This is a genomic window from Bacillus sp. AK124 (assembly GCF_053903085.1).
The window spans coordinates 373,536-396,154 of sequence record NZ_CP096378.1 but is presented as its reverse complement, the minus strand read 5'-3'; the positions used below and the strand labels follow the sequence as shown (position 1 = coordinate 396,154).

Below are 22,619 nucleotides of genomic sequence, written 5' to 3'. Positions count from 1 at the left end.
CCCCCTTTTTTATACCTCGATCATCACGGCGTCTCCCTGACCGCCGCCGCTGCAAATGGCAGCAATACCTGTACCGCCGCCGCGCCGTTTTAATTCGTACATAAGCGTCAAAATGATTCTTGCCCCGCTCGCGCCGATCGGATGACCTAGCGCGATGGCGCCGCCGTTGACATTGACCTTCTCCATGTCAAGGCCCACGATCTTTCCGCTTGCCAAAGCTACCGCGGCGAACGCTTCATTGATTTCAAACAGTTTGATATCAGAAAGCTCAGCTCCGGTTTTGTTAAGCAGTTCTCTGATGACAAGCCCTGGGGTTTTCGGGAAGTCTTTGGCTTCGACTGCAATGGATGTGTGCGCTTTAATGACGGCGGACACATTCACATTGAGTTCCTTTGCCCTGTCTTCATTCATCACGATAAGCGAGCATGCTCCGTCATTTACCCCCGGCGCGTTTCCCGCAGTAATTGTCCCGTCGTGGTCAAAAACCGGAGCAAGCTGTGACAGCCTTTCCAATGACGTATCGCGCCGCGGAGCTTCATCTTGATCAACCGTTAATTCGCCGCCCCGCTTCTGCGGTATACAAACAGGGACGATCTCTTCTCCGAGCGCACCTGAAGCTGCAGCCTGTACGGCCCGCATGTGGCTCCTGAGCGCCCATCGATCCTGTTCTTCTCTTGCAATCTCCAACTCTTTCGCAGCGGCATTTCCGTAGGAGCCCATATGAACACCCGTAAATGAGCATGTCAGCCCGTCTGTGATCATCAAATCTTTAACCGCTCCGTCTCCCATTCTCAGCCCCCATCTCGCTTTTTGAAGCAAATAAGGGGCATTTGACATCGATTCCATACCTCCTGCTGCAATGACCTCCGCATCACCGGCCCGGATGATCTGATCCGCCATTGTGACGCTTCTTAAACCTGAAGCGCACACTTTATTAATCGTTTCCGTTTTGACATCCCACGGCAGTCCCGCAAAACGCGCAGCCTGTCTCGACGGCAGCTGCCCCTGTCCGCCTTGAAGAACGGAACCCATAATGACTTCATCGACATCCTCAGGATGTACACCGGAACGTTTTAATGCTTCTTTTACGGCGATTCCGCCGAGCTCCGCTGCCGTCTTTGACTGAAGCGCGCCCCCGAGTTTTCCAAAAGGCGTGCGCGCGCCGCCTGCAATAACCGATCTCGCCACCTGACATCCTCTCCCCTTATCATGATTTGTGCATACCGAAGATAAAAGAAGGCGGAGATCCGGCTCACACCTTCTTTATTCAAAACCTGAAATCCGTCTATGAAGCATGTTCTTTTTGTTCTGAGCCGAATACGGCGCGTTCAAGCAGCTCCGCCACATCGTAGGTGCCGACCTGATCCTCCATTTCCTTGGCTTTTGTTCCGTCGCCTAGCATCGTCAAACAATACGGACAGCCCGAACTGATGACAGAAGGTGAAGCGCTGAGCGCCTGCTCCGTTCTGGCAACGTTGATCCTTGTGCCCGTCTCTTCCTCCATCCACATGAGACCGCCCCCCGCTCCGCAGCACATTCCGTTTTCACGGCTGCGTTCCATTTCCACTAAATGGATGCCCGGAATGGAGCGCAGAATATCGCGCGGCGGTTCGTAAACCTCATTGTAGCGGCCCAAATAGCATGAATCATGAAAGGTGACGGTTTCGCGAACCGGAAACTCAGGTTTCAGCCTTCCTTCTTCAATAAGGGCAGCGAGAATTTCTGTATGATGATACACCTCCGCTTTCAGACCAAAATCAGGATATTCATTTTTAAAAATATTGTATGCATGCGGATCGATGGTTACAATTTTTCGAACATCATTTTTTTCAAATTCTTCAATATTTTTTGCGGCAAGCTCCTGGAATAAAAACTCGTTGCCAAGCCGCCTCGGCGTATCGCCTGAATTTTTTTCTTTATTGCCTAAAATCGCGAACGTGACCCCGGCTTGATTGAGAAGGCGCGCGAAAGCCATGGCGATCTTCTGGCTTCTCCGGTCATACGATCCCATCGACCCGACCCAGAACAGGTATTCAAAGGCCTCGCCTTTTTTCTTCATTTCTTTCACTGTCGGCACCTTAACGTCGTCTCTCATGTCACGCCAGTTTTCGCGTTCTTTTCTGTTTAATCCCCAAGGGTTACCCTGTCTTTCAATGCTCGTCATGGCGCGCTGGGCATCTGCATCCATTTTTCCTTCTGTGAGCACGAGATAGCGGCGGAGATCGATGACCTTGTCGACGTGCTCATTCATGACCGGGCACTGATCTTCACAATTCCGGCACGTTGTGCATGCCCAAATTTCCTCTTCGGTGATGATGTCGCCGATTAAGCTCGGATTGTATAGCTCTGAAGCAGCCGCTTCTCTTGATCCTTCTCCTCCCGCCGCCATGGCCAGCTGGTTGCCTTTCGTATGCTGAAAGAGAGGCGCGGGAACCCAAGGCGTTTTCGATGTTACTGCTGCTCCCTTTTCTGTCAAATGGTCTCTGAGCCGCAAAATCAGATCCATCGGCGAAAGCATCTTGCCTGTTCCGGTAGCCGGGCACATATTGGTACAGCGCCCGCATTCAACGCACGCGTAAAGATCGATCAGCTGGGATTGCCTGAATTCCTCGATCCGTCCGACGCCGAACGTTTCTTTTGTTTCATCTTCAAAATCGATTTTTTGAAGCTTTCCCGGGTTTGTCAGCCGGCTGAAAAATACGTTTGCCGGTCCGGCAATTAAGTGGGCGTGCTTTGACTGCGGCACATAGACTAAAAATGTCAGTAAGATAAGAAGATGCGCCCACCATGCCGCATAGAACACTGCCGCTGAGGCGGTTTCTCCCATGAAGCCGAGGGCAAAAGCGATGCCTGATGCCATCGGTTCGTGCCATGATAATGAATGTTCATGCCAGATCATGTTCATACCGTTTCCGAGTAAAACGGTAAACATCAAGCCGCCGATCAGCATGAGCACGATCCCCGACTTCAAATTGCGCTTCAGTCTGACGAGTTTTTCAATATAGCGCCTGTGAAAGGCCCAGACCACCGCAATTAAAATCATCAACGTGACGATTTCCTGAAAAAACGTAAACGCCGGGTAGACGCTGCCAAGCGGAAGTCCTTGATCGGGAACGAGCCCTTTCAAAATAAAATCGATCGCTCCGAACTGAACGAGAATAAAGCCGTAAAAAAACATGACGTGGATAATGCCGCTTTTTTTATCTTTAAGCAGTTTCTTTTGGCCGAACACGTTCTCCCATATCTTTTGAAGGCGCTCCTTCGTCCGCTTATCAAAATCCTCTTTTTGTCCGAGCCTGATGTAACTGATTCTCGTTCGGATCAAGTAGACAAACAGATAAACGGCGTAAGCGGTTACACCTAAAAACGCAATGAAATTCAACCACAATAAGACATTCATCAGCTGCTCCCCCTTTCATTTCCCCAACCTTAAATCCCCTTGAACTACCTTTATCTTAAATAATGAATGAGTGTTCAGTCAATATGTTTTCATAAATGCAGGAAATTAGGGGGACACTATTCTTTACACGAAAAAAGGGAGTGTCTTCATTGGTGCCGCTTATGATTATGGTATGTTTTCTCATCCTGCTTCTTGCGCTCGATTTCCGTTTCGGCCGCAAAGCCTTTGAAAGGAAAGCCTACGAACCCGTTTTTTCAGAGAAGAAAAGCGATATTGAACTGATTCATAACGGAGAAGACTTGTGTGAGCGGCTGCTGGATGACATCCGCCAGGCCGAATCGTCGGTGCATGTCATGTTTTATATTGTGAAGAACGATGATATCAGCCTTGAATTTTTAAAAATGCTGAAGGATAAAGCGAAAGCCGGCGTATGCGTACGCTTGCTGATTGACCGGATCGGCGCGATGAAGGTAAAGAAAAAAACGCTGTCAGACTTGAAACAAAGCGGAGCGCACGTTTTTTTTGTCAACAATCCGGGCTTCCCTTATTTCTTTTATCGACTGAATGCAAGAAATCACCGGAAAATCGCCGTCATAGACGGAAAGATCGGCTATGTGGGCGGATTTAACATTGCGAAAGAATACCTTGGTAAAAAAGCGGAATTCGGCCCGTGGAAGGATTACCATTTGCGAATGACGGGGGAAGGTGTTGCCGACTTGCAGCACATTTTTTTATCAGACTTCAATAGAGAAGCGCCGCTATCACAGCCGGACAGCGGTATGTTCCCGCCGCTCCATCAAGGAGCTGTCACCCATTCGATACATGCGACAAAAGGGTTTTCTCTGGAAGGAAAATACATTTCATTTATTGATCAGGCAAAAGAAAGAATCATGATTTGCACGCCGTACTATATTCCGAGTCCGGCTTTGCAGCAAGCAGTTCTTTCAGCCAGGGAAAGAGGCGTGATCGTCTCGGTTCTCGTGCCGATGAAAGCCGACCATCCGCTTGTCAAAGAGGCCGCCTACACGAACTTTCCCGCACTTTTGGAGGCGGGTTGCTATATTTACCGGTACTACAGAGGCTTTTATCATGCAAAAGCATTGATCGTCGACGACCGGCATGTGATGATCGGAACATCAAATTTTGACAATCGAAGCCTGTTTCTCAATGATGAAGTGAATGTCGTCATCCATGATAAAGACTGGACAAAACAATTCTTTGACGTCGTCAAGGAAAGTATTGAACACGCCGAGCTTCTGACAAAGGAGCGGTATGCGAAGCGGCCGGTGATGCAGCGGCCCATCGAATGGCTGGCGAAATCGATTTCATATTTTTTATGAATCGTACGTTTATCCTGCATAACATGCGGGTAACATTTCACCAAAGTGATGATTACATACGGAGGGATATATGATGAACCAAGCAGAGTCGATTAAGCTCCGCGCACAATCGATGACATTAAAAAACTTGATTGAGCTGTACAGACTTTGCCGCTCAGCCAGACATCAGCTATATATATGCTCAAGAAAAACAATGTGCAAAATTAAAGATTTAATTGAACTGGAAATGTTCAGAATGGCCAATCGCGAAAATGAGTGCCTGATTGTCATCGAAGGGAAGATGGCGCAGGAGTTAGTAAGAAAAGCACAATCGATTCTTTCTGACGCTCAAGTTCAATAAGGGAAGGCGACGGACCTTCCTTGTGTGAGACGCCTCCTCACCAAATCAAGAAAAAATCCCCCGTTCAAAGGACGGGGGATTCGTTTTACATTTTTTCAGGAGCTGATACGCCGATCAGCTTGAGTGCATTATTTAATGTGATTTGTGTTGCCTTCATCAATGATAAACGCGCTCGGCTTTTTTCTTCATCTGCCGGATCGAGAACTTTCTCAGCATTGTAAAAACTGTGGAGCACAGATGCCAATTCAAAAATATAGTTTGTAATGCGGTGCGGAATCCGCTTCTCTGCGGCATCGGCGACAGCCTCAGGGAACGAGCCGATCACTTTAAGCAGATCATACTCTTTTTCAGAAGCGATTTTCGTCAGGTCAAGGTTCCCTTCAAATGAAATACCTTTTTCTTCGCCTTGTCGCAGCATGCTGCAAATTCTCGCATGAGCGTACTGCGCGTAGTAAACCGGGTTTTCATTCGATGTGGAGACAGCCAGGTCAAGATCAAAGTCCATGTGCGTATCGGCGCTGCGCATCGCAAAGAAGTAACGCACCGCGTCAAGGCCGACCTCATCAATGAGATCGCGCATTGTCACAGCTTTTCCGGTTCTTTTGCTCATCTTCATTTTTTCGCCGTTCTTGTAGAGATGGACGAGCTGGATGATCTCGACCTCAAGCGTTTCTTTGTCATAACCGAGCGCTTCAATGGCCGCTTTCATGCGCGGGATATAGCCGTGATGGTCCGCTCCCCATACGTTGATCAGCTTTTGGAAGCCGCGGTCAAGCTTGTCTTTGTGATAAGCGATGTCAGGCAGAAGATACGTGTAGGACCCGTCTTTTTTGATCAGGACGCGGTCTTTGTCATCGCCGAACGCCGTCGAGCGGAACCATGTCGCCCCGTCTTCTTCATAGATGTGCCCTTTTTCGCGAAGGGCTTCGAGCGCCTGATCGATCTTTCCGTTTTGGTAAAGCGATGTCTCTGAGTACCAGACATCAAATGGGACACGGAAATTCTCGAGGTCTTCACGAAGTTTGCCTAATTCGTACTTTAAGCCGTATTCACGGAAAAACGCGAGGCGTTCGCTCTCTTCTTCATGAACAAAACGGTCGCCGAATTCATCGGCGAGCTTTCGGCCGATTTCCTTAATGTCTTCGCCGTGATATCCGTCTTCAGGCATCGGCTTGTCTTTTCCAAGCGCCTGAAAGTAACGGGCCTCGACGGATAATGCGAGGTTGTTGATTTGATTGCCGGCATCGTTGATGTAATATTCGCGGCTCACTTCATACCCCGCTTTTTCAAGTACATTGCAGAGAGAATCTCCGACAGCGGCTCCGCGGGCATGTCCAAGATGCAGGTTGCCCGTCGGGTTTGCTGAGACGAATTCCACCTGAACGCGTTCTCCGCCTCCGATATTTGTTTCACCGTAGGCCTCTCCTGCTTCAAGCACAGCCGGAATGAGCTTCGTTAAATATTGATTGTTCATGTAGAAATTGATAAAACCCGGTCCTGCGATATCAAGTTTGTCGATCGACGCTTTTCCTTTATCAAAGGATGCGACGATTTCCTCGGCAATATTCCGCGGCGCTTTTTTGGCGATTCTCGCCAGCTGCATCGCCATGTTAGTGGAATAGTCTCCATGCGACTTGTCTTTCGGGACTTCCAATACGACTTCGGGAATCTCGCTTTCTGCGGCGAGGCCGGCTTTCATGACAGCTTCTTTAATTTCCTGCTTCAGCACATCTTTCATTTGTTCGACTATGTTCATGACTCGTGTCCTCCTCTATACGAAATCGACATCATATGTAAATGCTTTTGTTCATCGCTTACAATCATATCGTACTCAACGCTGATCTTTCCGTCTGGCGGCTGCCGGGTGACTGATACGGATTTTGTATCCACGCCAAGCTCGAGCCTGCCGAAAGGCATTTTATAATGAGTGACGGTGCGGCTGCCCGGCCTGAAACGCTGTTTCATTTCAATGGCGCCGGAACGCATCACCAGAACTTCGTTTTCGCTTGCTTTTACGATCGTCTTCACCTTTCCCGCATCATGCTCTTCATGATAAGAAAGATATATTTTATCTTTTTTCATATAATAAAACCCAGTTGTCCGGAACTCGATCGTTTCCGTGTCCGATCCTTCCCGGATAACAGATTTCACATGGATATTAACGGGTGTCTCCTGGTTCATTCCGACACTTCCTTTTTTGATCCGATTTGACTTGATTAGTATAATCATTCGGGAAAAAAAGTTCAACCGCTGCTCCTTTATACCATCTTAACAGAACGGACGGGAAGATAAACCATTTTCTAAGAAAAAAGCCGTCCCGAAAAAGGACAGCCTGTTTATTTCACCCAGCCGAGCAGCATTTCGCGAATCAGCTTGCTTGCCGTATTTGCGGTTTGTTCCGAATGGTCGTAGACCGGAGCGACCTCAACCAGGTCTCCTCCAACGACGTTGACGTCTGAGCGGGCGATTTCGTGAATCGAAGCGAGCAGCTCTTTTGATGTGATGCCTCCGGCGTCAACCGTACCGGTTCCCGGCGCATGAGCGGGATCTAAGACATCGATGTCAATCGTTACATAAACCGGACGCCCTGCGAGTTTCGGCAGGACGGATTTAAGCGGCTCAAGCACTTCAAATTTGGAAATGTGCATACCGTTTTCGTTTGCCCATTCAAACTCCTCTTTCATACCGGAGCGGATGCCGAATGAATAGACATTGCCGGGACCGATCAGTTCCGCTGCTTTGCGGATCGGCGTCGAATGCGAGAGTGGCTCTCCTTCATAGTCGACGCGGAGATCTGTGTGCGCATCCATATGGATGATGGCAAGATCGGGATATTTTTTATACATCGCTTTAATGACCGGCCATGAAACGAGGTGCTCTCCTCCCATTCCGAGCGGGAATTTTCCTTTTTCTAAAATGCTGTCAACATATTCTTCAATCATGTCGAGGCTCTTCTGCGGGTTCCCGAAAGGCAGCGGGATGTCGCCGGCATCAAAGAAATGAACCTCGTCAAGCTCCCTGTCCAAATAAGGGCTGTATTCTTCAAGCCCGATGGACACCTCGCGGATTCTCGCCGGACCGAAGCGCGATCCGGGACGGTAGCTGACCGTCCAATCCATCGGCATGCCGTAAAGGATGGCGTCCGCCTCTTCCCAATCGGGGCGGCTTGCGATAAACACCTTGCCGGAATATGCTTCATCAAATCTCATCTTCAAAAACCTCCCTGAAAAAAAGCGCAGAATACCATCCTGCGCCAAACTGTTTTATTTGATTAAATCGCTGACGAATTTCGGAAGGACGAATGCCGCTTTATGAATTTCTTTTGTATAGTATTTCGTCTCAATATCGAAGAAGCGACTGTCCTCCACTTCAAGAGGATCGTATTTTTTCGAACCGATCGTAAACGTCCACAATCCGCTTGGATATGTCGGAATGTTGGCCAAATACAGCTTTGTAATCGGAAAGATCTCTTTTACATCGCGCTGAACGTTAGTGATCAGTTCAGGTGTAAACCAAGGGTTGTCCGTCTGAGCAACAAAAATGCCGTCTTCCTTTAGCGCATTTGCTATGCCGGCGTAAAAGCCTTTTGTAAACAAGTTGACAGCCGGCCCTACAGGCTCGGTTGAATCGACCATGATGACATCGTACTCATTTTCAGATTCTGCAATGTGCATAAAGCCGTCATCGACCTTTACTTCGACGCGCGGATCGTCAAGTTTGCCTGCAATGGAAGGCAAAAATTTCTTAGAGTATTCGATCACCTTGCCGTCGATATCGACAAGCGTCGCTTTTTTGACGCTCGGATGCTTCAAAATTTCACGGATGACGCCGCCGTCTCCGCCGCCAACCACAAGTACATGCTCAGGGTTCGGATGCGTAAACAGGGGCACATGCGCCACCATTTCGTGGTAGACAAATTCATCTTTTTCAGATGTCATGACCATGCCGTCAAGAAACAGCATGTTGCCGAATTCTTCCGTCTCGGCCATTTCGAGCTTTTGAAAGTCCGTCTGCTCTGTATGTAAAGTCTTGTTGATTTTCATCGTAATGCCGAAGTTTTTCGTTTGCTTCTCTGTGTACCAAAGTCCGCTCAAAGCGTCATCTTCCTTTCGTGATAAGCTGTATTTCCATCTATTTTTCTCGCCTGCGGCGACGATTATTCTGCACTGAAGCATCGGCTTTTGCCTAAGGAAAAAGTATAGAGGAATTGCAGGTGATTGTAAAGACGGATCGATTCATTTTCAGGAGTCATTCCATTCCCGACGGCCGTTTTGGGCTGAGCTTGCCACAGATGTACATAAGCTTATTCTGCAGCGGCGACTGCCAAAACTGAGGATTCCTCCGGTTGCTCTGTTAATCGCCTCCTAGAGGGTCTGCGGTTTTTTCCTTCCCGCTTGTTTAAACCCTCCTCTTTTTCCTCATAATGATAAGAACATTTATTTATCCGGGAGGAGATTTGAACATGGACATGATGACGGACAAGCGGGTCCGTTTAACTATCAAGACGATACGCGCATTTTTGTTCATGGGAGCATTGATGCTGATCTTCCTTTCAATCGTTGTCATGACGGTGGTCCTGGCAGCCAAATGGCAAGGCGCTCCTTCGATTCAGGTGCCGAGGTCTACCGTGCTGTATGACGGAAGCGGAAAGCAGATGGGAGAGACGCATTACGGGCAAAAGCGGTACTGGGTTTCGCTGAAAAGCATCAATCCCGCCGTCATCGATGCCACACTTGCCGTTGAAGACCGGAACTTCTTCCGGCACCACGGCTTCGACTATATGAGGATGGGCGGCGCCCTCATCGCCGATCTAAAGGCGATGTCCAAAGTTCAGGGAGCCAGCACCATTACACAGCAATATGCGAGAAACCTCTACCTCGGCCACGATAAAACATGGAAAAGAAAGTGGAATGAAGCTTTTTATACGATACGGCTCGAACAAAACTACACAAAGAAAGATATTTTGGAAGGCTATTTAAATACGATTTATTACGGGCATGGAGCCTACGGAATCGAAGCTGCTTCCCGGATGTATTTTGGCAAACGGGCCAAGGATATCAATGCGGCGGAAGCTGCGATGCTTGCCGGCATTCCAAAGGGTCCTTCCGTTTATTCGCCTTTTGTTAATGAAAAAAAGGCGAAAGAACGCCAGGAAATGATCCTGACAATGATGGAGAAAGAAAACAAGCTGACGAAAAAGCAGGCGGCAGAACTGAAAAAACTGCCGCTCCGCTTTGAAAAACAGGATAAGCAAACAACCGCTAAAACCGCTCCGTACTTTTATGACGAAGCGGTTAAAGAAATCGCGCGCTTGCTGCATTTGACACCGGAGCAAGCAGAAACCGGCGGCTACAACGTATTCACCACGCTCAACCCGCGTCTCCAAAAAATTGCCGAGGACACGATCGAACGCACGATTGATTCGTCATCTGACATTCAGGCAGGGTTTACAGCGATCAATCCGTCCGACGGCAGCGTTCTTGCGCTTGTCGGAGGACGCGACTACGAAAAAAGCCCGTTTAACCGCGTAACCCAGGCTATGCGGCAGCCCGGCTCCACCATGAAGCCTTTCCTTTATTATTCGGCTGTTCAAAACGGTTTTACGCCGGCCACCCGGATGAGGAGCGCGGAAACGACATTTGAGCTCGGGCAAGGCAGCGCTTATTCGCCGAGCAACTATCACGGCTATTACGCAGACGGCCCGATCACTCTTCTTCAGGCCCTGGCTTTGTCCGATAACATTTACGCCGTGAAAACGCACCTTTTCCTCGGCATGGACAAACTGATTGATGCTGCAAAACAATTCGGCATCACGAGCCCGCTGCAAAAAGTGCCGTCGCTTGCGCTCGGAACATCCCCCGTGAAGCCGCTTGAAATGGTGAATGGATACGCCATGTTTGCCAATGGCGGAAAAAAAATCGAACCTTCCTTTATTACGAAAATTACCGATTCGAACGGGGAGATTCTTTACGAAAAGCCGAAGCGAAGCAAACAAATCCTTGACCCAAGAGCGGCTTTTATCACGGCCAACATGATGAGCGGAATGTTCGACAAATCACTCAACGGCTATACATCTGTTACCGGGCGGACGATCGCAGATCAGCTGACGCGCCCATACGCCGGAAAATCGGGAACGACCAGCACCGACAGCTGGATGATCGGCTTTTATCCCGGCCTTGCTTCAGGCGTGTGGACGGGATATGACAAAGAGCGGACAATCGATGCCGTCGCAGAGAAAAACTATGCCAAACAAATTTGGGCCAAATTTATGGAAAAAGCGCTTGAAAACGCGCCCGCCGCAACTTTAAAGCCGCCGGAAGGCGTGAAAGGGATGTATATTGACCCTGCTACAGGCTATGCGGCGGCGCCCAGCTGTCCGTCCAAATATTTCGCTTATTTTATCGAAGGTACTGAACCCGAGCAGGTTTGCTACGGAAAAGAAATCTATAAGGATCAAAAAGCCGGGCGCGAAAAACCCGCCGCTCCCCACAAGCGGAAAAAGTGGTGGGAAAAATGGTTTAAAAAAGAAGAATAAACTTTTTTGGGCGGGATAGACGAACCCCCCGGACTTCACGGCGGTCCGGGGGGTTTTTTTCCTATTGCTGAAGCAATCCCTTTTTCAGCTCGTCTGATGAACGGTCCCAAAGCCCTTGATCATGATTTTTCAGAAAATTGGCCAGAACGCGCTTGGAACTTTCATCCATGTGCTCGACGATAATCTTCCGCTTCATCGACTTATCCATTAAATTCACGTGCTCCGGAAGCGATTTGTAGCCGCGGCGGATGCTTCTGTCCACCGTCATTTCGCAAGCCGTCACCCCCGCATAATAAGGGCCTTCTTCCCTGCGGTCGATCGTAACCCACACCAGCCAGTAAGGTTTTCCGTTCGGCACCTCTTCCTTGTTCGGCAAAAATTTGATTCCTTTTTCAACCGTGCTGCGGGCGTGCATGGCGCCGATATCAACAAACGCTTCTTTCTCTTCGACATCGACAAAGACAGGCGAGATGTTGTCAAGGCTTAAAGCCCCTGCACCAAATCCCCCGTGTCCGTCCGTCGGATCGCTTTTAATAATATTGAATCCGATTGTTTTTTTCTTTTTTCCTTGTTCCATCAAAAATACCTCCTACATCAGCGGCCGGAAAACGCTGTTAAATATCGAGATGATATATTCCCGCCCTTCATTCAAAAACGGCCAGAATACATATTGGCCAAGCGGCGTAATGACGATGATCAGAAACACGATCGAGCCGTACGCTTCATATTTCGACAGCTTCGCCCGCACATCGGGGGCGACCACATCCTGTATAACCCGAAAACCGTCAAGGGGCGGGAACGGCATTAAATTAAACAGAAATAAAAGCAGATTGAGATTCACCCAAATCGTAAAAAATTGAAGCAAGCCGCTGTAAAAACTGGAAGGCAGCGTCCCGGACAGCTTCACGGACAAAAGCAGCAATATAAAACCGATGAAAGCAAGGATCAGGTTGCTGATCGGTCCTGCGATTGACACGAGAAATCCGGCCAGCCTCGGATTTTTAAAATAAAAGCGGTTAACGGGCACCGGCTTTGCCCATCCGAATCCCAAAATAAAGATCAAAATCGTTCCAAACGGATCAAGATGCTTGAGCGGGTTGAGCGTCAGCCTGCCCTGCCGTTTGGCCGTCTCATCACCGAATTTGTATGCCACATATGCATGGGCGACCTCATGCACAGTGAATGCGGCAGCAAGTGTCAAAACAACATACGGAATCATTTCCAGCGGATAAATAAGAAAACGGTCTAAAATGTGGCTTTCCCTCTTTCTCATATACAAAGATTTACTATCTCCAGTATACTATAAGAGCAGCTGATGCTAAAGTAAGCAGCCATTTTTTAAAAGGAGGAGGAGAACATATGCCGTACGTAACGGTTCAAATGCTGGAAGGCCGCACAGATGATCAAAAAAGAAATCTGGTGAAAAAAGTGACCGAAGCCGTCTCCGAAACAACAGGCGCACCTGCAGAAAAAATCGCGGTCATCATTGAGGAAATGAAAAAGGAAAACTACGGTGTCGCCGGCAAACGAATGAGCGATATGTAATAAAAACGGCGTCTGCCGCTTACATGCGGGACGCCGTTTTTATTATTTATACCAAGCTTTATTTCTTGTGATCTGGCTATTGTGAGCCGAATCCCAGACATCGACCGTGTAGGCGTAGTCGTAGTTCATAATGCAGCGGATTCCGCTTCCTTGCGCATCGTGGTTCAAGCCGAAGTTATGGGAAAATTCGTGGGTCGCCGCTTTTGCCGTGTTGGCCGTTCCCTGGTCGAGGTTTACGCTGAAGGCGCTGCCGTTCGGCTTGCTGTTGTATACGTATGCGATGCCGCCGGCGTCAAAATTGCTGTTCGCCGTAAATCCGACGACAAATTTATAGCTGCGCCCGCTGAAATTGCTCTGAAGGTTTGATAGAATTTGAGAGCTGTTGCTGCCTGAAGAAGTCCAAGGCGCCACGGCTTCGACAACAAAATCAATATCGTGGTCCCTGTTGAACATGACATCCGCCTGCTCAATAATTTGGACGATTCTCGTCTGCCAATCGCTGTATTTCGCGCGATACTGAGCGTCAGCCACGGCCAGGACGCTCACTTTCTGACTGCCCGTGCCTGCCTGGGTTGAAAATGTCCCTTTGCTCGTATTCTTTTTAAACGTTTTTGTTCCCGTCACATTTCCTTTCTCATCCAATATTTTCGTATTGACCGTTCTTTCTATTTGAACTTTTCCTTTCAAGTCTTTAAAGTCTTTCGCCTTAGGCAAAGAATCGATATGAGTTCCTTTTACTTCATGGCCGTGTTCATGATCGTGCCCGTCAACCTTGGCGGCGCCTGCCGTCAAACCGGGGATGAGACTGACGGAAAGTAATAGAGATAAGAATATAGAACGCTTTTTCACTGCTAATTCCCTCCTTTTTTTGAACGAAAGAAAGATTCTGCTAGTTATCTAAAAATTCCTTCAATTCATCCAAAAAGAGGAAATATTACACGCGTTCTGTTTACTGCTCCTTTCTATTTCCCCACAAAAATTCCAAAATGTTTACAATAAAACAAAACAAAAAACCTACCGTTTTCCGGCAGGCTTATGAACAAAGGTCTCTGAGTTTTTTTATGTAAGCGACGGCTTCATCGAATTCTTCGTCCGTATACCGCTGCTTGCTTTTTACGGTAAACACTTTTTCTCTGATCTCTTCCTGCTCCAGTCCTTCAAAATACAGAATCGTCGACACCAGTTCCAAAAAGCGCGATGACTGGCCGTTCACGTCGTCTATATAGGCTTTAATATCCCGCATATCCAGCTCACACTGGCTCAAAAACTGCGTTCCCGCTTCAGTGGGCGAATAGCGGTATTGATAATAGCCGCCTTTTTTTTCTTTGACTTCATGAAGAAATCCGAGATTGCAAAGTTCTTCGACTTGAAGCGTCAGCTCCTCTGAATAGGGCCCGTAAAAATGAAAATCATACTTTTCATAAAAGGGAAGCTCCAATTTCTTTGCGATATAAATGATTTTCTGCAGCTTTTTCCGCCCGACAATCTCCCCCGAATCCGAGAAGACCTTCATCAGCTTTGCATGTTCTTTTAACAAATCTCCGCCATCTCCTTCATCCTTTTCTTTCTATATCAGTCCGAGCAATTCTTTCATTCTTTTCGCATGACGGCCGTCAGGCAATCCTTCGATTAAATCGAGCGGGAAATACAGCTTATGGTCCGTTCTCCGCTTGCCTGATATCGCATCGACAATATCGGATTGCCGCGACAGCTCCTTAATCTGGCCGTTGTGCGTCAGCAATTGAATCGGGAGGCGCTCCTCTTCTTCCCCCGGTCTGTAGAAATCATAAGGAAGGTCTGAGGACGAATCCACCACAAGGTAATAATCGGGATCAATCCCTGATTCTTTAAACAAGGCGGTCAGTTCAAAGTAAGTCGCCATTTCCTCATTCGGATTGAATTCCGCATACTGGAACAGCCTGCGGTTGATAAACCGGCGGCATAAATCAGACAAAACCTCATCCTCTTCTTTTTCCCAGGCCTGAAAATAATAAAGAATGATTGCTTCATCAAGACTCAAATAATCTTCCAATGTGACATTGCCTTCAAAAATAGAATAAAAATGCACGGGCGCATACGTGAAAACATAGCCTTCCTCATGAAGCTGCTTTGCACGGTGAAGAATCTTCGTCAAAATCACTTCCGCGCTTCTTGTCACAGGATGGAAATAGACCTGCCAGTACATCTGGTACCGGCTCATAATATAATCCTCAACGGCATGCATTCCGCTTTGCTTAATCACGATTTGGTCTTCGCGCGGCCGCATCACGCGGAGGATCCGCTCCATATCGAAATGGCCGTAGCTGACGCCGGTATAATAGGCGTCTCTCTGAAGATAGTCCATGCGGTCAGCGTCAATCTGGCTTGAGATCAGGCTGACGACCTGCTTGTTTTGATAGGTTTTCGCGATGACCTCAGCGACATCCTTTGCAAACGTCGGGCTCACCTTGTTTAACACCTGGTTAACTTCTGTATCGCCTAAAATGATCGCTCTCGTAAAATCTTCATGATCAAGCCGGAAGACCTTTTCAAACGAATGGGAAAACGGGCCGTGCCCCAAATCGTGCAGCAATGCGGCGCAAAGGCACAGATCACGCTCGCTGTCATCCCATTCCTCCCTGCCTTTAAAAACGTCATCAACCATTCTTCTGACAATTTCATAGACGCCGAGAGAATGGTTGAAACGGCTGTGTTCGGCTCCGTGAAACGTCAAATAGGTCGTTCCAAGCTGTTTGATTCTGCGCAGTCTCTGAAATTCACGGGTTCCGATCAAGTCCCATATCAGCTTGTCCCGTACATGGACATAGCGGTGAACAGGGTCTTTAAACACTTTTTCTTCTGATAATTTTCCGTTTGGATACGCCATTTTTGTCCCTCTTTTTTTCAAACGTGAGGCAAACTGATCGCTGCCCATCCGTCTCTTTTTCTTCGGAGAACTAAATGTATATTGTAAGTATTGCCCGATCTGCTTGTTTTCTTTTAGGTCTGTTTCTATTATATCGAGTCTGCTTTTTTGAAAACATCCTTGAATTTACCCGGCTATTTGTTCCAGACTGCAAAAAAGCCGGCAAACAAGCAAAAACGCCTGACCCGTTAGGGAGGCGGTTATTTTTTGAGTTTCTTTTTCACTTTTTCGATCAGCTCGTCTTCATCAGGAGCTGACAGCGGACGATTATTGACAAACGCGAACGATTTTTTTCGTCCCGGCCCGCAGTAAGACTGGCAGCCGATTTCCACTTTTGCATCCGGATCGATTTCTTTCAGACGGGGCAAAAGCGTCTTTAAATTAGTGGCCTGACAATCGTCGCATACTCGAAATTCATTAGCCATTTCATACGCTTCCTTTCGTTTTGTTCATCTGTCTTTATGAAAGGCATTCAACCGTGCCGAACTTTGATAAAAAATGACACCATCCTTCATTTTACAAGGATTCTTTCATTCCTGCAAGGATCGCGCTAAAAAAATCAGTTCCTATTCTTTTAGCAAACTTGTATAAATATTTTCCAAAATGGACAATCTAATACCAATACTGACAATGGGAGTTGAGAAGTGATGAAACAAAGACAAGACGCTTGGTCTGAAGAGAATGATTTACTGCTTGCTGAAACGGTATTGCGGCATGTCAGAGAAGGCAGCACACAGCTGAACGCCTTCGAGGAAGTCGGAGACAGACTGAACAGGACATCAGCCGCCTGCGGTTTTAGATGGAACGCGGTTGTCCGCCACCAATACGAAAAAGCATTGCAACTGGCTAAAAAACAAAGGAAGCAAAGAATGCGCGCCCTTGGAAACGGCCAGCCGGCGAAAAAACGCTTATTATACAAGCCGCCTGTCGAAACAGAGGCTGAACCGCCTGCAGAAAGCGTCATTGAGCAGCAGAAAGCAACCGCCGATTCGAGCGAACAGCAGCCGATCGCCAGCGAGCATCTGCCTTATGTTGATGAGAGCTTTAAAGAAGAGTTAGCTAGTTTATCGCACCTTCTATCGCCAAACCAGCCGCAGGCAGGCCATTCAGCCGATTCATCGAAAGACATGACGATCGATGATGTGATCCGCTTCCTGCAAAACTACACAGGAAACGAAGCACAGACTGCCGCTTTAAAAATGGAAAATGACCGCTTAAAACAGGAAAATGAAGAGCTGACGAAAAAAGTTGAAAAGCTTGAAGCTGAAGTCAAAAAGCTGGAAAAAGACCAGTCGACCATCCAGGAAGACTACGAAACGCTCGTAAAAATTATGAACCGTGCAAGAAAACTAGTTTTATTCGAAGAAGACGAACACGCTGCGCCCGCCTTCAAAATGGACCGGAACGGCAATTTAGAAAAAATGGCTGAATAGCGCTTTCAGAGGGTGCGGCAAAGAGACAGAACTGAAAACGCATAAAAAATGCCGATACGCTGATACCCCTTTCTTGAAAAAAGGGGGTATTTTTTACCTCTGCGGCTTGCTTTCATATGACAAAAATTTCATAATAGGGATAGCAATTTATAAGGCGGGGTATTCGATGAAGTTTGTTTTATATGCGGTTCAGTTAGGCACGGCAGCCCTTTTGTTTTTGTTTTCTGCATTGGCAAGCTGGTATCAAGGCAGCGAGCTTTTAAAGGTGCCGTGGGAGTGGAAATATACAGCCAAGTTTACAAAACTGCTCTATGGAGAGGACTCCATAAAATACGCACACGATATTTCCCAGCTTGATTTTTTCGTCTACGCGGCCAAGCATACGCCGGCAACCGTAATTTTAATGGCTGTCAGTTTGGCGTATATCATCGCTTTGGCGGCTTATCTTCTCATCAAAACATATGTAAAACGAAAAAGCGCTTTGAGCGCAGCATAAAAAAACCGCTTCGGAAGCGGTGAAGTGTGACAAAATCCTGAAACGTTCAACCGTTTTAGGATTTTGCCGTCTATGAAGCATTTTCTCAATCCGCTAGAGGCAGCCGCGGTTTTTCGCCGCTTTAAGCATGCCTGGCAACGAATATAACGGGAGCGCAGAGGCTCTTCTTCTATCCAAAAACTTTTTCATTCCGCTCAATCATACGGACGAGGTTTTTTTCATAGGCTTCTTCTTCTGCGGGCGTGAGGGGGCCTTGATAAATCTCCCCGCCCAGCTCTTTCAGCTGTGTCAGAAGCAAGAGCATCAAGTCCTGCACCGAGATGTCTTCATTGAGAAGCTCAGAGAGCGAAGCCATCGTTTCCGGGCGAATATCGGGATAAATGGCTTTTGTTTTCCCGCGCATGTCTTTCAATGCGGTGTCGTAGAAACGTTTGATCAGCTCAGCGCGACCGCTTCCGCTTTGATCAGCGCATAAATAAATTTGAACAGCCACTCCGCCTCTCAGCCGCCTCTGGGAAATTCCCGCAAACTTCCTTCCCCCGATGCTCAAATCAAAGCTCCCCGGACAGTAAGAGCCTTTGATTTCATAGGCTTCGATTGCTGCGTCATAGGATGACAGCATTCGCTTAACGAGCTCAAACATCGCTTCATAGCCCCGGTCGATATCAATTCCGTTTTTCTTATCCTGAAAAATCAGCGAAACGTTTAAAACCCCGCTGTCCAAAACGACGGCCAGTCCGCCGGAATTGCGAACGATGACTTGATAGCCCGCTTCTTCAAGCAATGAAATCCCGTCTTGTAAATAAGGAAGCCTTGTATCCTGAATTCCGAGCACGATCGTGTCATGGTGCACCCAGGAACGCGCCGTCGCCGGAGACAACCCCTTTCCGACAGAAGCGCACAGCGTATCATCTATCGCAAATGATTGTTTTGCATCAAAATATGGGCCGAGGCTGGATTGGTCAATAATTCTCCATTTCGGCTGGATGAGTAGATCAATCGGTTGCTTTGCCATATATATTGTAAACCCTTTCGTTATGCATTTCAGCCAACATCCATTATACCATTTACGAAAACATGATGTGGGATTTTTTCTTATCTCCGGCGCATCTCCTTCATTCATGTGACGCTTAAAGACGGTTCTCCGAATTCGAGCGGCAGCCCGACGTAATTTTCGGCAAGACTTTGAGCGGCCGCTGTTGAGGTTGTGACATGGTCAAGCTCAGCCAATTGAATTTGGTAGTCAAATGGCGTGTAGCCGTGATGACGGTGCAGCAGGGATGTCATATACCAGGAAAAGCGCTCCGCTTTCCAGACGCGGCGGAGGCAAGCCTCAGAATAGCGGTCCAGCCGTTCGGTTTTGCCAGCTTCGTAATAGTCTTCGAGCGCCCACGCAAGCCGTTGGACATCCGCCATCGCAAGATTCAGGCCTTTCGCACCGGTCGGCGGTACAATATGCGCGGCATCCCCCGCTAAATACAGTCTGCCGTATTGCATCGGATCGCATATAAAGCTTCTCATCGAGACAATGTTCTTTTGAATCACAGGGCCTTCAGTCAGCTTCCATCCGTCATCGGCCGACAGCCTTAAATGAAGCTTCTCCCATATCCTTTCGTCCGGCCAGTTCCCGATTGAATCTGAAGGGCTGACTTGCAGGTAAAGCCGCTGGATTTCCGGAGTCCTCGTGCTGACGAGGGCAAACCCGTCCTCATGATGGGCATACACAAGTTCAGACGAGGACGGAGGGGCTTCAGCCAATATGCCGAGCCATCCGTATGGGTATACCTTTTCGTACTCTTTGCGGATCTCCCTCGGAATGCTTTGTCTGCTCGGCCCATGAAATCCGTCGCACCCCGCAATGAAATCGCAGGTCAGTTCTTCTGTATCGCCGTTTTCAGTCTGATAAGTGATGACGGGCGCTTCTGTATCAATATTTGACAGGCGGACGCCAGACACATTGAAAATGATGCGCCCTCCCGATTGCAGACGGACGTCGATTAAATCTTTGATCACTTCATGCTGGGGATAGATGGCAATGTACTTTCCTCCCGTCAGCTTGTGCATATCAATTCTGTGCCGCTTGCCGCCAAAGCGGATCTCAATCCCTTGATGAAACATGGCTGTTTTCATCATCCGTTCACCGGCGCCTGTTTCATTTAGCAAATCTACCGTCATCTGTTCAAGAACGCCTGCACGGATGGTTTCTTCAATCTCCTTTCGCGAGCGGGATTCGATCACGACCGCTTCGATTCCCCGGCGTTGGAGCAGGTTTGCGAGCATAAGCCCGGCAGGCCCCGCTCCGATAATTCCCACTTGTGTCCGCAAAATGGTTTCCTCCCTTTATCCATGTTTTGATGTGGCTTCTAACGTAAACTCGGCGCTTTCCGATTTAGAGACAAAATCAAATGAAGCATGCTTCTCTTGGACGAGCATGATGCCAAGCGCAGCAAAAACACTCGGGATCGCGAACACCATGAAAGCCTGCTTCGGCTCCATCCCGGCAGCAAGAATCAATGCAAACAGCGAAGGGGCAATGATCGCTCCGAGTCTGCCGACCCCGAGCGCCCAGCCGATTCCGGTCGCTCTGATTTCTTTCGGATAATATTCTGAAATATAAGGATTGGCGATATTTTGCGCTCCGACAGTGCATGCTCCGCCTAAAGCAATCAGCAAGTACAGAAGAACGGCGTTCATCGTCATTCCAAACGCTGCAAAACAAAAGGCCCCGATGACATACATCGCCGCAAGCACTTTTTTATGGCCGGCCTTATCTGCCAAATATCCGCCGAGTACCGCTCCTGCGGCTTGTCCGCTGCACAGCGCCAGATTAAATGACAAGCTTGACGACAGCCCGTAACCTGACTCCTGCATCATTTTCGGAAGCCATGTATTTAAGCCGTAGACCATGAGAAGGCAGCTGAAAACGGAAAGCCAGAATGCGAATGTGCTCGCTGCACGTTTTTGTTCGAACAGTTTTTTAACTGGAAAGCCCTTCTTTTCTTTCGCAATCACCGAAATTTGATAATTGTCGTCTTCCCTGTACCGTCCCGCCGGATGCACCTGATTGAGAATCTCAGCCAACGCTTTCGTCTTCTTCTTCAAAACGTAAAATGACAGAGATTCGGGGAACCGGCTGAAAAAAAACGGGAGCACAAAGAGCGGCACGGCTCCGATCAGATACAGCACTCTCCAGCTTGTCCCGGGCACGGCGAACATGCCGACGAGAGACGCCAGCACACCGCCTGCGGAATAGCCGCAATACATGGCGGCTACGATCACCGCTCTGTTTTTTTTCGGCGAATATTCGGTCATCAGCGAAATCGCATTTGGCATCAACCCGCCCATTCCAAGAGCAGCAAGAAACCGCATGATCGTAAACAAAAGCGGAGAATCGATCAGCCCGGCCAATGCCGTAAACAGGCTGAACAGAAAAATACAGAAGCCTAACACCTTTTTGCGGCCGTATTGATCTGCGAGCGGTGAAAAAATAAGTGCGCCGAGCATCATACCGATCAATGTATAGCTGCCGATCGCTCCGGCTTGAATGGCGGTCAGGCTCCATTCCTCCATCAGCCACGGCAAGCTGACGCCGTACATCGCAATATCATAACCGTCAAAGGCGATGGCGAAAAAACACCATAGGAAAACAGTCAGATGCACTTTGTTGAATTTGCTGGCCGCCATGATTTCTGCTGGATGAACTGAACGATTTTTCATGTTTCCCTCCACGATTCTAATCGTATTATGAAAACAGCTTAACGTACGGTGTCTTTTTCATTGAAAGCGTGCGTGCGAGCTTTTTGCCCCGCAGGTTCGAATGCCATGACGACATTGGAGCTCCCGGAAGACTGGCCGTATCCGTAAAACGTGCTTTTACATCCGTCTTCAAGCACGCCCAAAAGCATTGCAATGTGACGGCCGCCAGCTTCAAGTCCGGCATTTTTAGCATATTGAGGCAGCATCTGCTGAGCAGATATAAGATCGTTGTCTGTTAAATAGGTTAAAAATTGAGCATCGAGGGCCTGTTCGGCCAAAGTCGGCATGCATTCGGGCCCTCTCACCAAATGGTGGCTGAGTGCCCCGCTGCTGATGAACACGATTTTCTTTCTGCTTTCCTTCAGTACTCTTCCGGCAATCCGGCCCCACAAATACGTTTCTTCCAGGTTCGCCGCCAATGTAACCGATAAATCGATGACCGGAATATCCCCTTTTGGAACGAGATAGCGCAGCGGAACAACTGTCCCGTAGTCCCAGCAGTAGGCGGGATCGTTGATAGGAATGACGGAAAGCCCCTCTTTTGCGCCGGCTTCGGCCAACTGCAGCGCCAATTCCGTGTCCCCGGGGTAAGAATACGGAACATCGGAAATTAAATTCGGGCACTCCAAAGCTGTTAAAACGCCTTGATGATCGGGAGCCGCATCGATCAGATGATCGAAGCTTGACGTCCAGTGACAGGAAATCAAGACAACGGCATCAGGCTGAATTCTTTCGATGATCCCGGAGAGCCGCTTCATCCCTTTGACCAGCTCTTTTTGAAAGTCAGGGGTTTTATCTTCAAAGCACATCCTCGGTGTATGCGGAACAAGCGCCGCCAATTCGATTGACATGTAGATTCCTCCCGTCGC

General features: G+C 48.3%; 22 protein-coding genes. 6 read left to right on the top strand and 16 right to left on the bottom strand.

What is annotated here, in order from left to right:
• Positions 1–9 precede the first annotated feature (9 nt).
• Together M1E06_RS01890 and M1E06_RS01885 are read right to left on the bottom strand one after the other, a co-directional pair.
• Complete coding sequence (locus tag M1E06_RS01890) at positions 10–1,188, bottom strand: acetyl-CoA C-acetyltransferase (RefSeq protein WP_023857057.1); 1,179 nt, start codon at positions 1,186–1,188, stop codon at positions 10–12.
• Between the two features lie 97 nt (positions 1,189–1,285).
• A complete protein-coding gene (locus M1E06_RS01885; RefSeq protein ID WP_023857056.1) occupies positions 1,286–3,400 on the bottom strand; it encodes a (Fe-S)-binding protein in 2,115 nt (704 codons plus the stop codon).
• Between the two features lie 149 nt (positions 3,401–3,549).
• Between M1E06_RS01885 and cls the strand changes: the two genes are divergently transcribed.
• Positions 3,550–4,740 (top strand): cardiolipin synthase, encoded by a 1,191-nt coding sequence (gene cls, locus M1E06_RS01880; protein WP_026580253.1) that lies wholly within the window; start codon positions 3,550–3,552, stop codon positions 4,738–4,740.
• Positions 4,741–4,813: 73 nt separating this feature from the next.
• Positions 4,814–5,080 carry a hypothetical protein gene (locus tag M1E06_RS01875; protein WP_023857054.1) on the top strand — a complete coding sequence of 89 codons (267 nt, stop codon included), beginning with the start codon at positions 4,814–4,816 and terminating at the stop codon, positions 5,078–5,080.
• An 85-nt stretch (positions 5,081–5,165) separates the two neighbouring features.
• On the opposite strand, the gene argS is transcribed toward M1E06_RS01875, so the two are convergent.
• From argS to speE, 4 genes are all read right to left on the bottom strand, one after another.
• Entirely contained in the window at positions 5,166–6,836 is a 1,671-nt protein-coding gene (argS, locus tag M1E06_RS01870) for an arginine--tRNA ligase (protein WP_023857053.1), read from the bottom strand.
• Positions 6,833–7,261: a DUF1934 domain-containing protein gene (locus tag M1E06_RS01865; protein ID WP_023857052.1), complete on the bottom strand. Its 429-nt coding sequence runs from the start codon at positions 7,259–7,261 to the stop codon at positions 6,833–6,835. The genes argS and M1E06_RS01865 overlap by 4 nt, the downstream gene beginning before the upstream one ends.
• Before the next feature lie 155 nt (positions 7,262–7,416).
• Positions 7,417–8,289, bottom strand: coding sequence for an agmatinase (gene speB, locus M1E06_RS01860; RefSeq protein ID WP_023857051.1), 873 nt, complete (start codon positions 8,287–8,289; stop codon positions 7,417–7,419).
• Positions 8,290–8,343: 54 nt separating this feature from the next.
• Positions 8,344–9,174 (bottom strand): spermidine synthase, encoded by an 831-nt coding sequence (gene speE / locus M1E06_RS01855; RefSeq protein WP_023857050.1) that lies wholly within the window; start codon positions 9,172–9,174, stop codon positions 8,344–8,346.
• 368 nt (positions 9,175–9,542) lie between these two features.
• Here speE and M1E06_RS01850 point away from each other — a divergent pair, with 368 nt between their 5' ends.
• The gene (locus M1E06_RS01850) at positions 9,543–11,615 is read left to right on the top strand and encodes a transglycosylase domain-containing protein (protein WP_023857049.1); all 2,073 of its coding nucleotides are present in this window, start codon (positions 9,543–9,545) and stop codon (positions 11,613–11,615) included.
• 61 nt (positions 11,616–11,676) lie between these two features.
• Here M1E06_RS01850 and M1E06_RS01845 read toward each other — a convergent pair whose 3' ends face one another.
• Both M1E06_RS01845 and M1E06_RS01840 read right to left on the bottom strand, forming a co-directional pair.
• Positions 11,677–12,192, bottom strand: coding sequence for a YwhD family protein (locus tag M1E06_RS01845; RefSeq protein ID WP_023857048.1), 516 nt, complete (start codon positions 12,190–12,192; stop codon positions 11,677–11,679).
• 12 nt (positions 12,193–12,204) lie between these two features.
• Complete coding sequence (locus M1E06_RS01840; RefSeq protein WP_031305130.1) at positions 12,205–12,888, bottom strand: site-2 protease family protein; 684 nt, start codon at positions 12,886–12,888, stop codon at positions 12,205–12,207.
• An 86-nt stretch (positions 12,889–12,974) separates the two neighbouring features.
• Here M1E06_RS01840 and M1E06_RS01835 point away from each other — a divergent pair, with 86 nt between their 5' ends.
• Complete coding sequence (locus tag M1E06_RS01835) at positions 12,975–13,160, top strand: 2-hydroxymuconate tautomerase (protein WP_020453307.1); 186 nt, start codon at positions 12,975–12,977, stop codon at positions 13,158–13,160.
• Between the two features lie 42 nt (positions 13,161–13,202).
• On the opposite strand, the gene M1E06_RS01830 is transcribed toward M1E06_RS01835, so the two are convergent.
• From M1E06_RS01830 to M1E06_RS01815, 4 genes are all read right to left on the bottom strand, one after another.
• Positions 13,203–14,009 (bottom strand): zinc-dependent metalloprotease, encoded by an 807-nt coding sequence (locus M1E06_RS01830; RefSeq protein ID WP_025810626.1) that lies wholly within the window; start codon positions 14,007–14,009, stop codon positions 13,203–13,205.
• A 184-nt stretch (positions 14,010–14,193) separates the two neighbouring features.
• Positions 14,194–14,697: a YwgA family protein gene (locus tag M1E06_RS01825; protein WP_023857045.1), complete on the bottom strand. Its 504-nt coding sequence runs from the start codon at positions 14,695–14,697 to the stop codon at positions 14,194–14,196.
• A 30-nt stretch (positions 14,698–14,727) separates the two neighbouring features.
• Positions 14,728–16,026: an HD domain-containing protein gene (locus M1E06_RS01820; RefSeq protein ID WP_023857044.1), complete on the bottom strand. Its 1,299-nt coding sequence runs from the start codon at positions 16,024–16,026 to the stop codon at positions 14,728–14,730.
• A gap of 239 nt (positions 16,027–16,265) precedes the next feature.
• On the bottom strand, positions 16,266–16,490 hold the full coding sequence (locus tag M1E06_RS01815; RefSeq protein ID WP_003186096.1) for a DUF1450 domain-containing protein: 225 nt from the start codon (positions 16,488–16,490) through the stop codon (positions 16,266–16,268).
• A 219-nt stretch (positions 16,491–16,709) separates the two neighbouring features.
• On the opposite strand from M1E06_RS01815, the gene M1E06_RS01810 reads away from it, so the two are divergent.
• Both M1E06_RS01810 and M1E06_RS01805 read left to right on the top strand, forming a co-directional pair.
• Entirely contained in the window at positions 16,710–17,498 is a 789-nt protein-coding gene (locus M1E06_RS01810) for an RsfA family transcriptional regulator (protein ID WP_023857043.1), read from the top strand.
• Between the two features lie 166 nt (positions 17,499–17,664).
• A complete protein-coding gene (locus M1E06_RS01805; RefSeq protein ID WP_023857042.1) occupies positions 17,665–17,994 on the top strand; it encodes a YjdJ family protein in 330 nt (109 codons plus the stop codon).
• 169 nt (positions 17,995–18,163) lie between these two features.
• Here the strand turns inward: M1E06_RS01805 and M1E06_RS01800 are convergent, their stop codons facing one another.
• From M1E06_RS01800 to M1E06_RS01785, 4 genes are all read right to left on the bottom strand, one after another.
• The gene (locus tag M1E06_RS01800; protein ID WP_023857041.1) at positions 18,164–19,009 is read right to left on the bottom strand and encodes a lipoate--protein ligase family protein; all 846 of its coding nucleotides are present in this window, start codon (positions 19,007–19,009) and stop codon (positions 18,164–18,166) included.
• Between the two features lie 104 nt (positions 19,010–19,113).
• Positions 19,114–20,319 (bottom strand): 4-hydroxybenzoate 3-monooxygenase, encoded by a 1,206-nt coding sequence (pobA, locus tag M1E06_RS01795; protein ID WP_023857040.1) that lies wholly within the window; start codon positions 20,317–20,319, stop codon positions 19,114–19,116.
• A gap of 15 nt (positions 20,320–20,334) precedes the next feature.
• A complete protein-coding gene (locus M1E06_RS01790; protein ID WP_023857039.1) occupies positions 20,335–21,711 on the bottom strand; it encodes an MFS transporter in 1,377 nt (458 codons plus the stop codon).
• Positions 21,712–21,749: 38 nt separating this feature from the next.
• Positions 21,750–22,601 carry a DODA-type extradiol aromatic ring-opening family dioxygenase gene (locus M1E06_RS01785; RefSeq protein WP_023857038.1) on the bottom strand — a complete coding sequence of 284 codons (852 nt, stop codon included), beginning with the start codon at positions 22,599–22,601 and terminating at the stop codon, positions 21,750–21,752.
• Between the last annotated feature and the right edge of the window lie 18 nt (positions 22,602–22,619).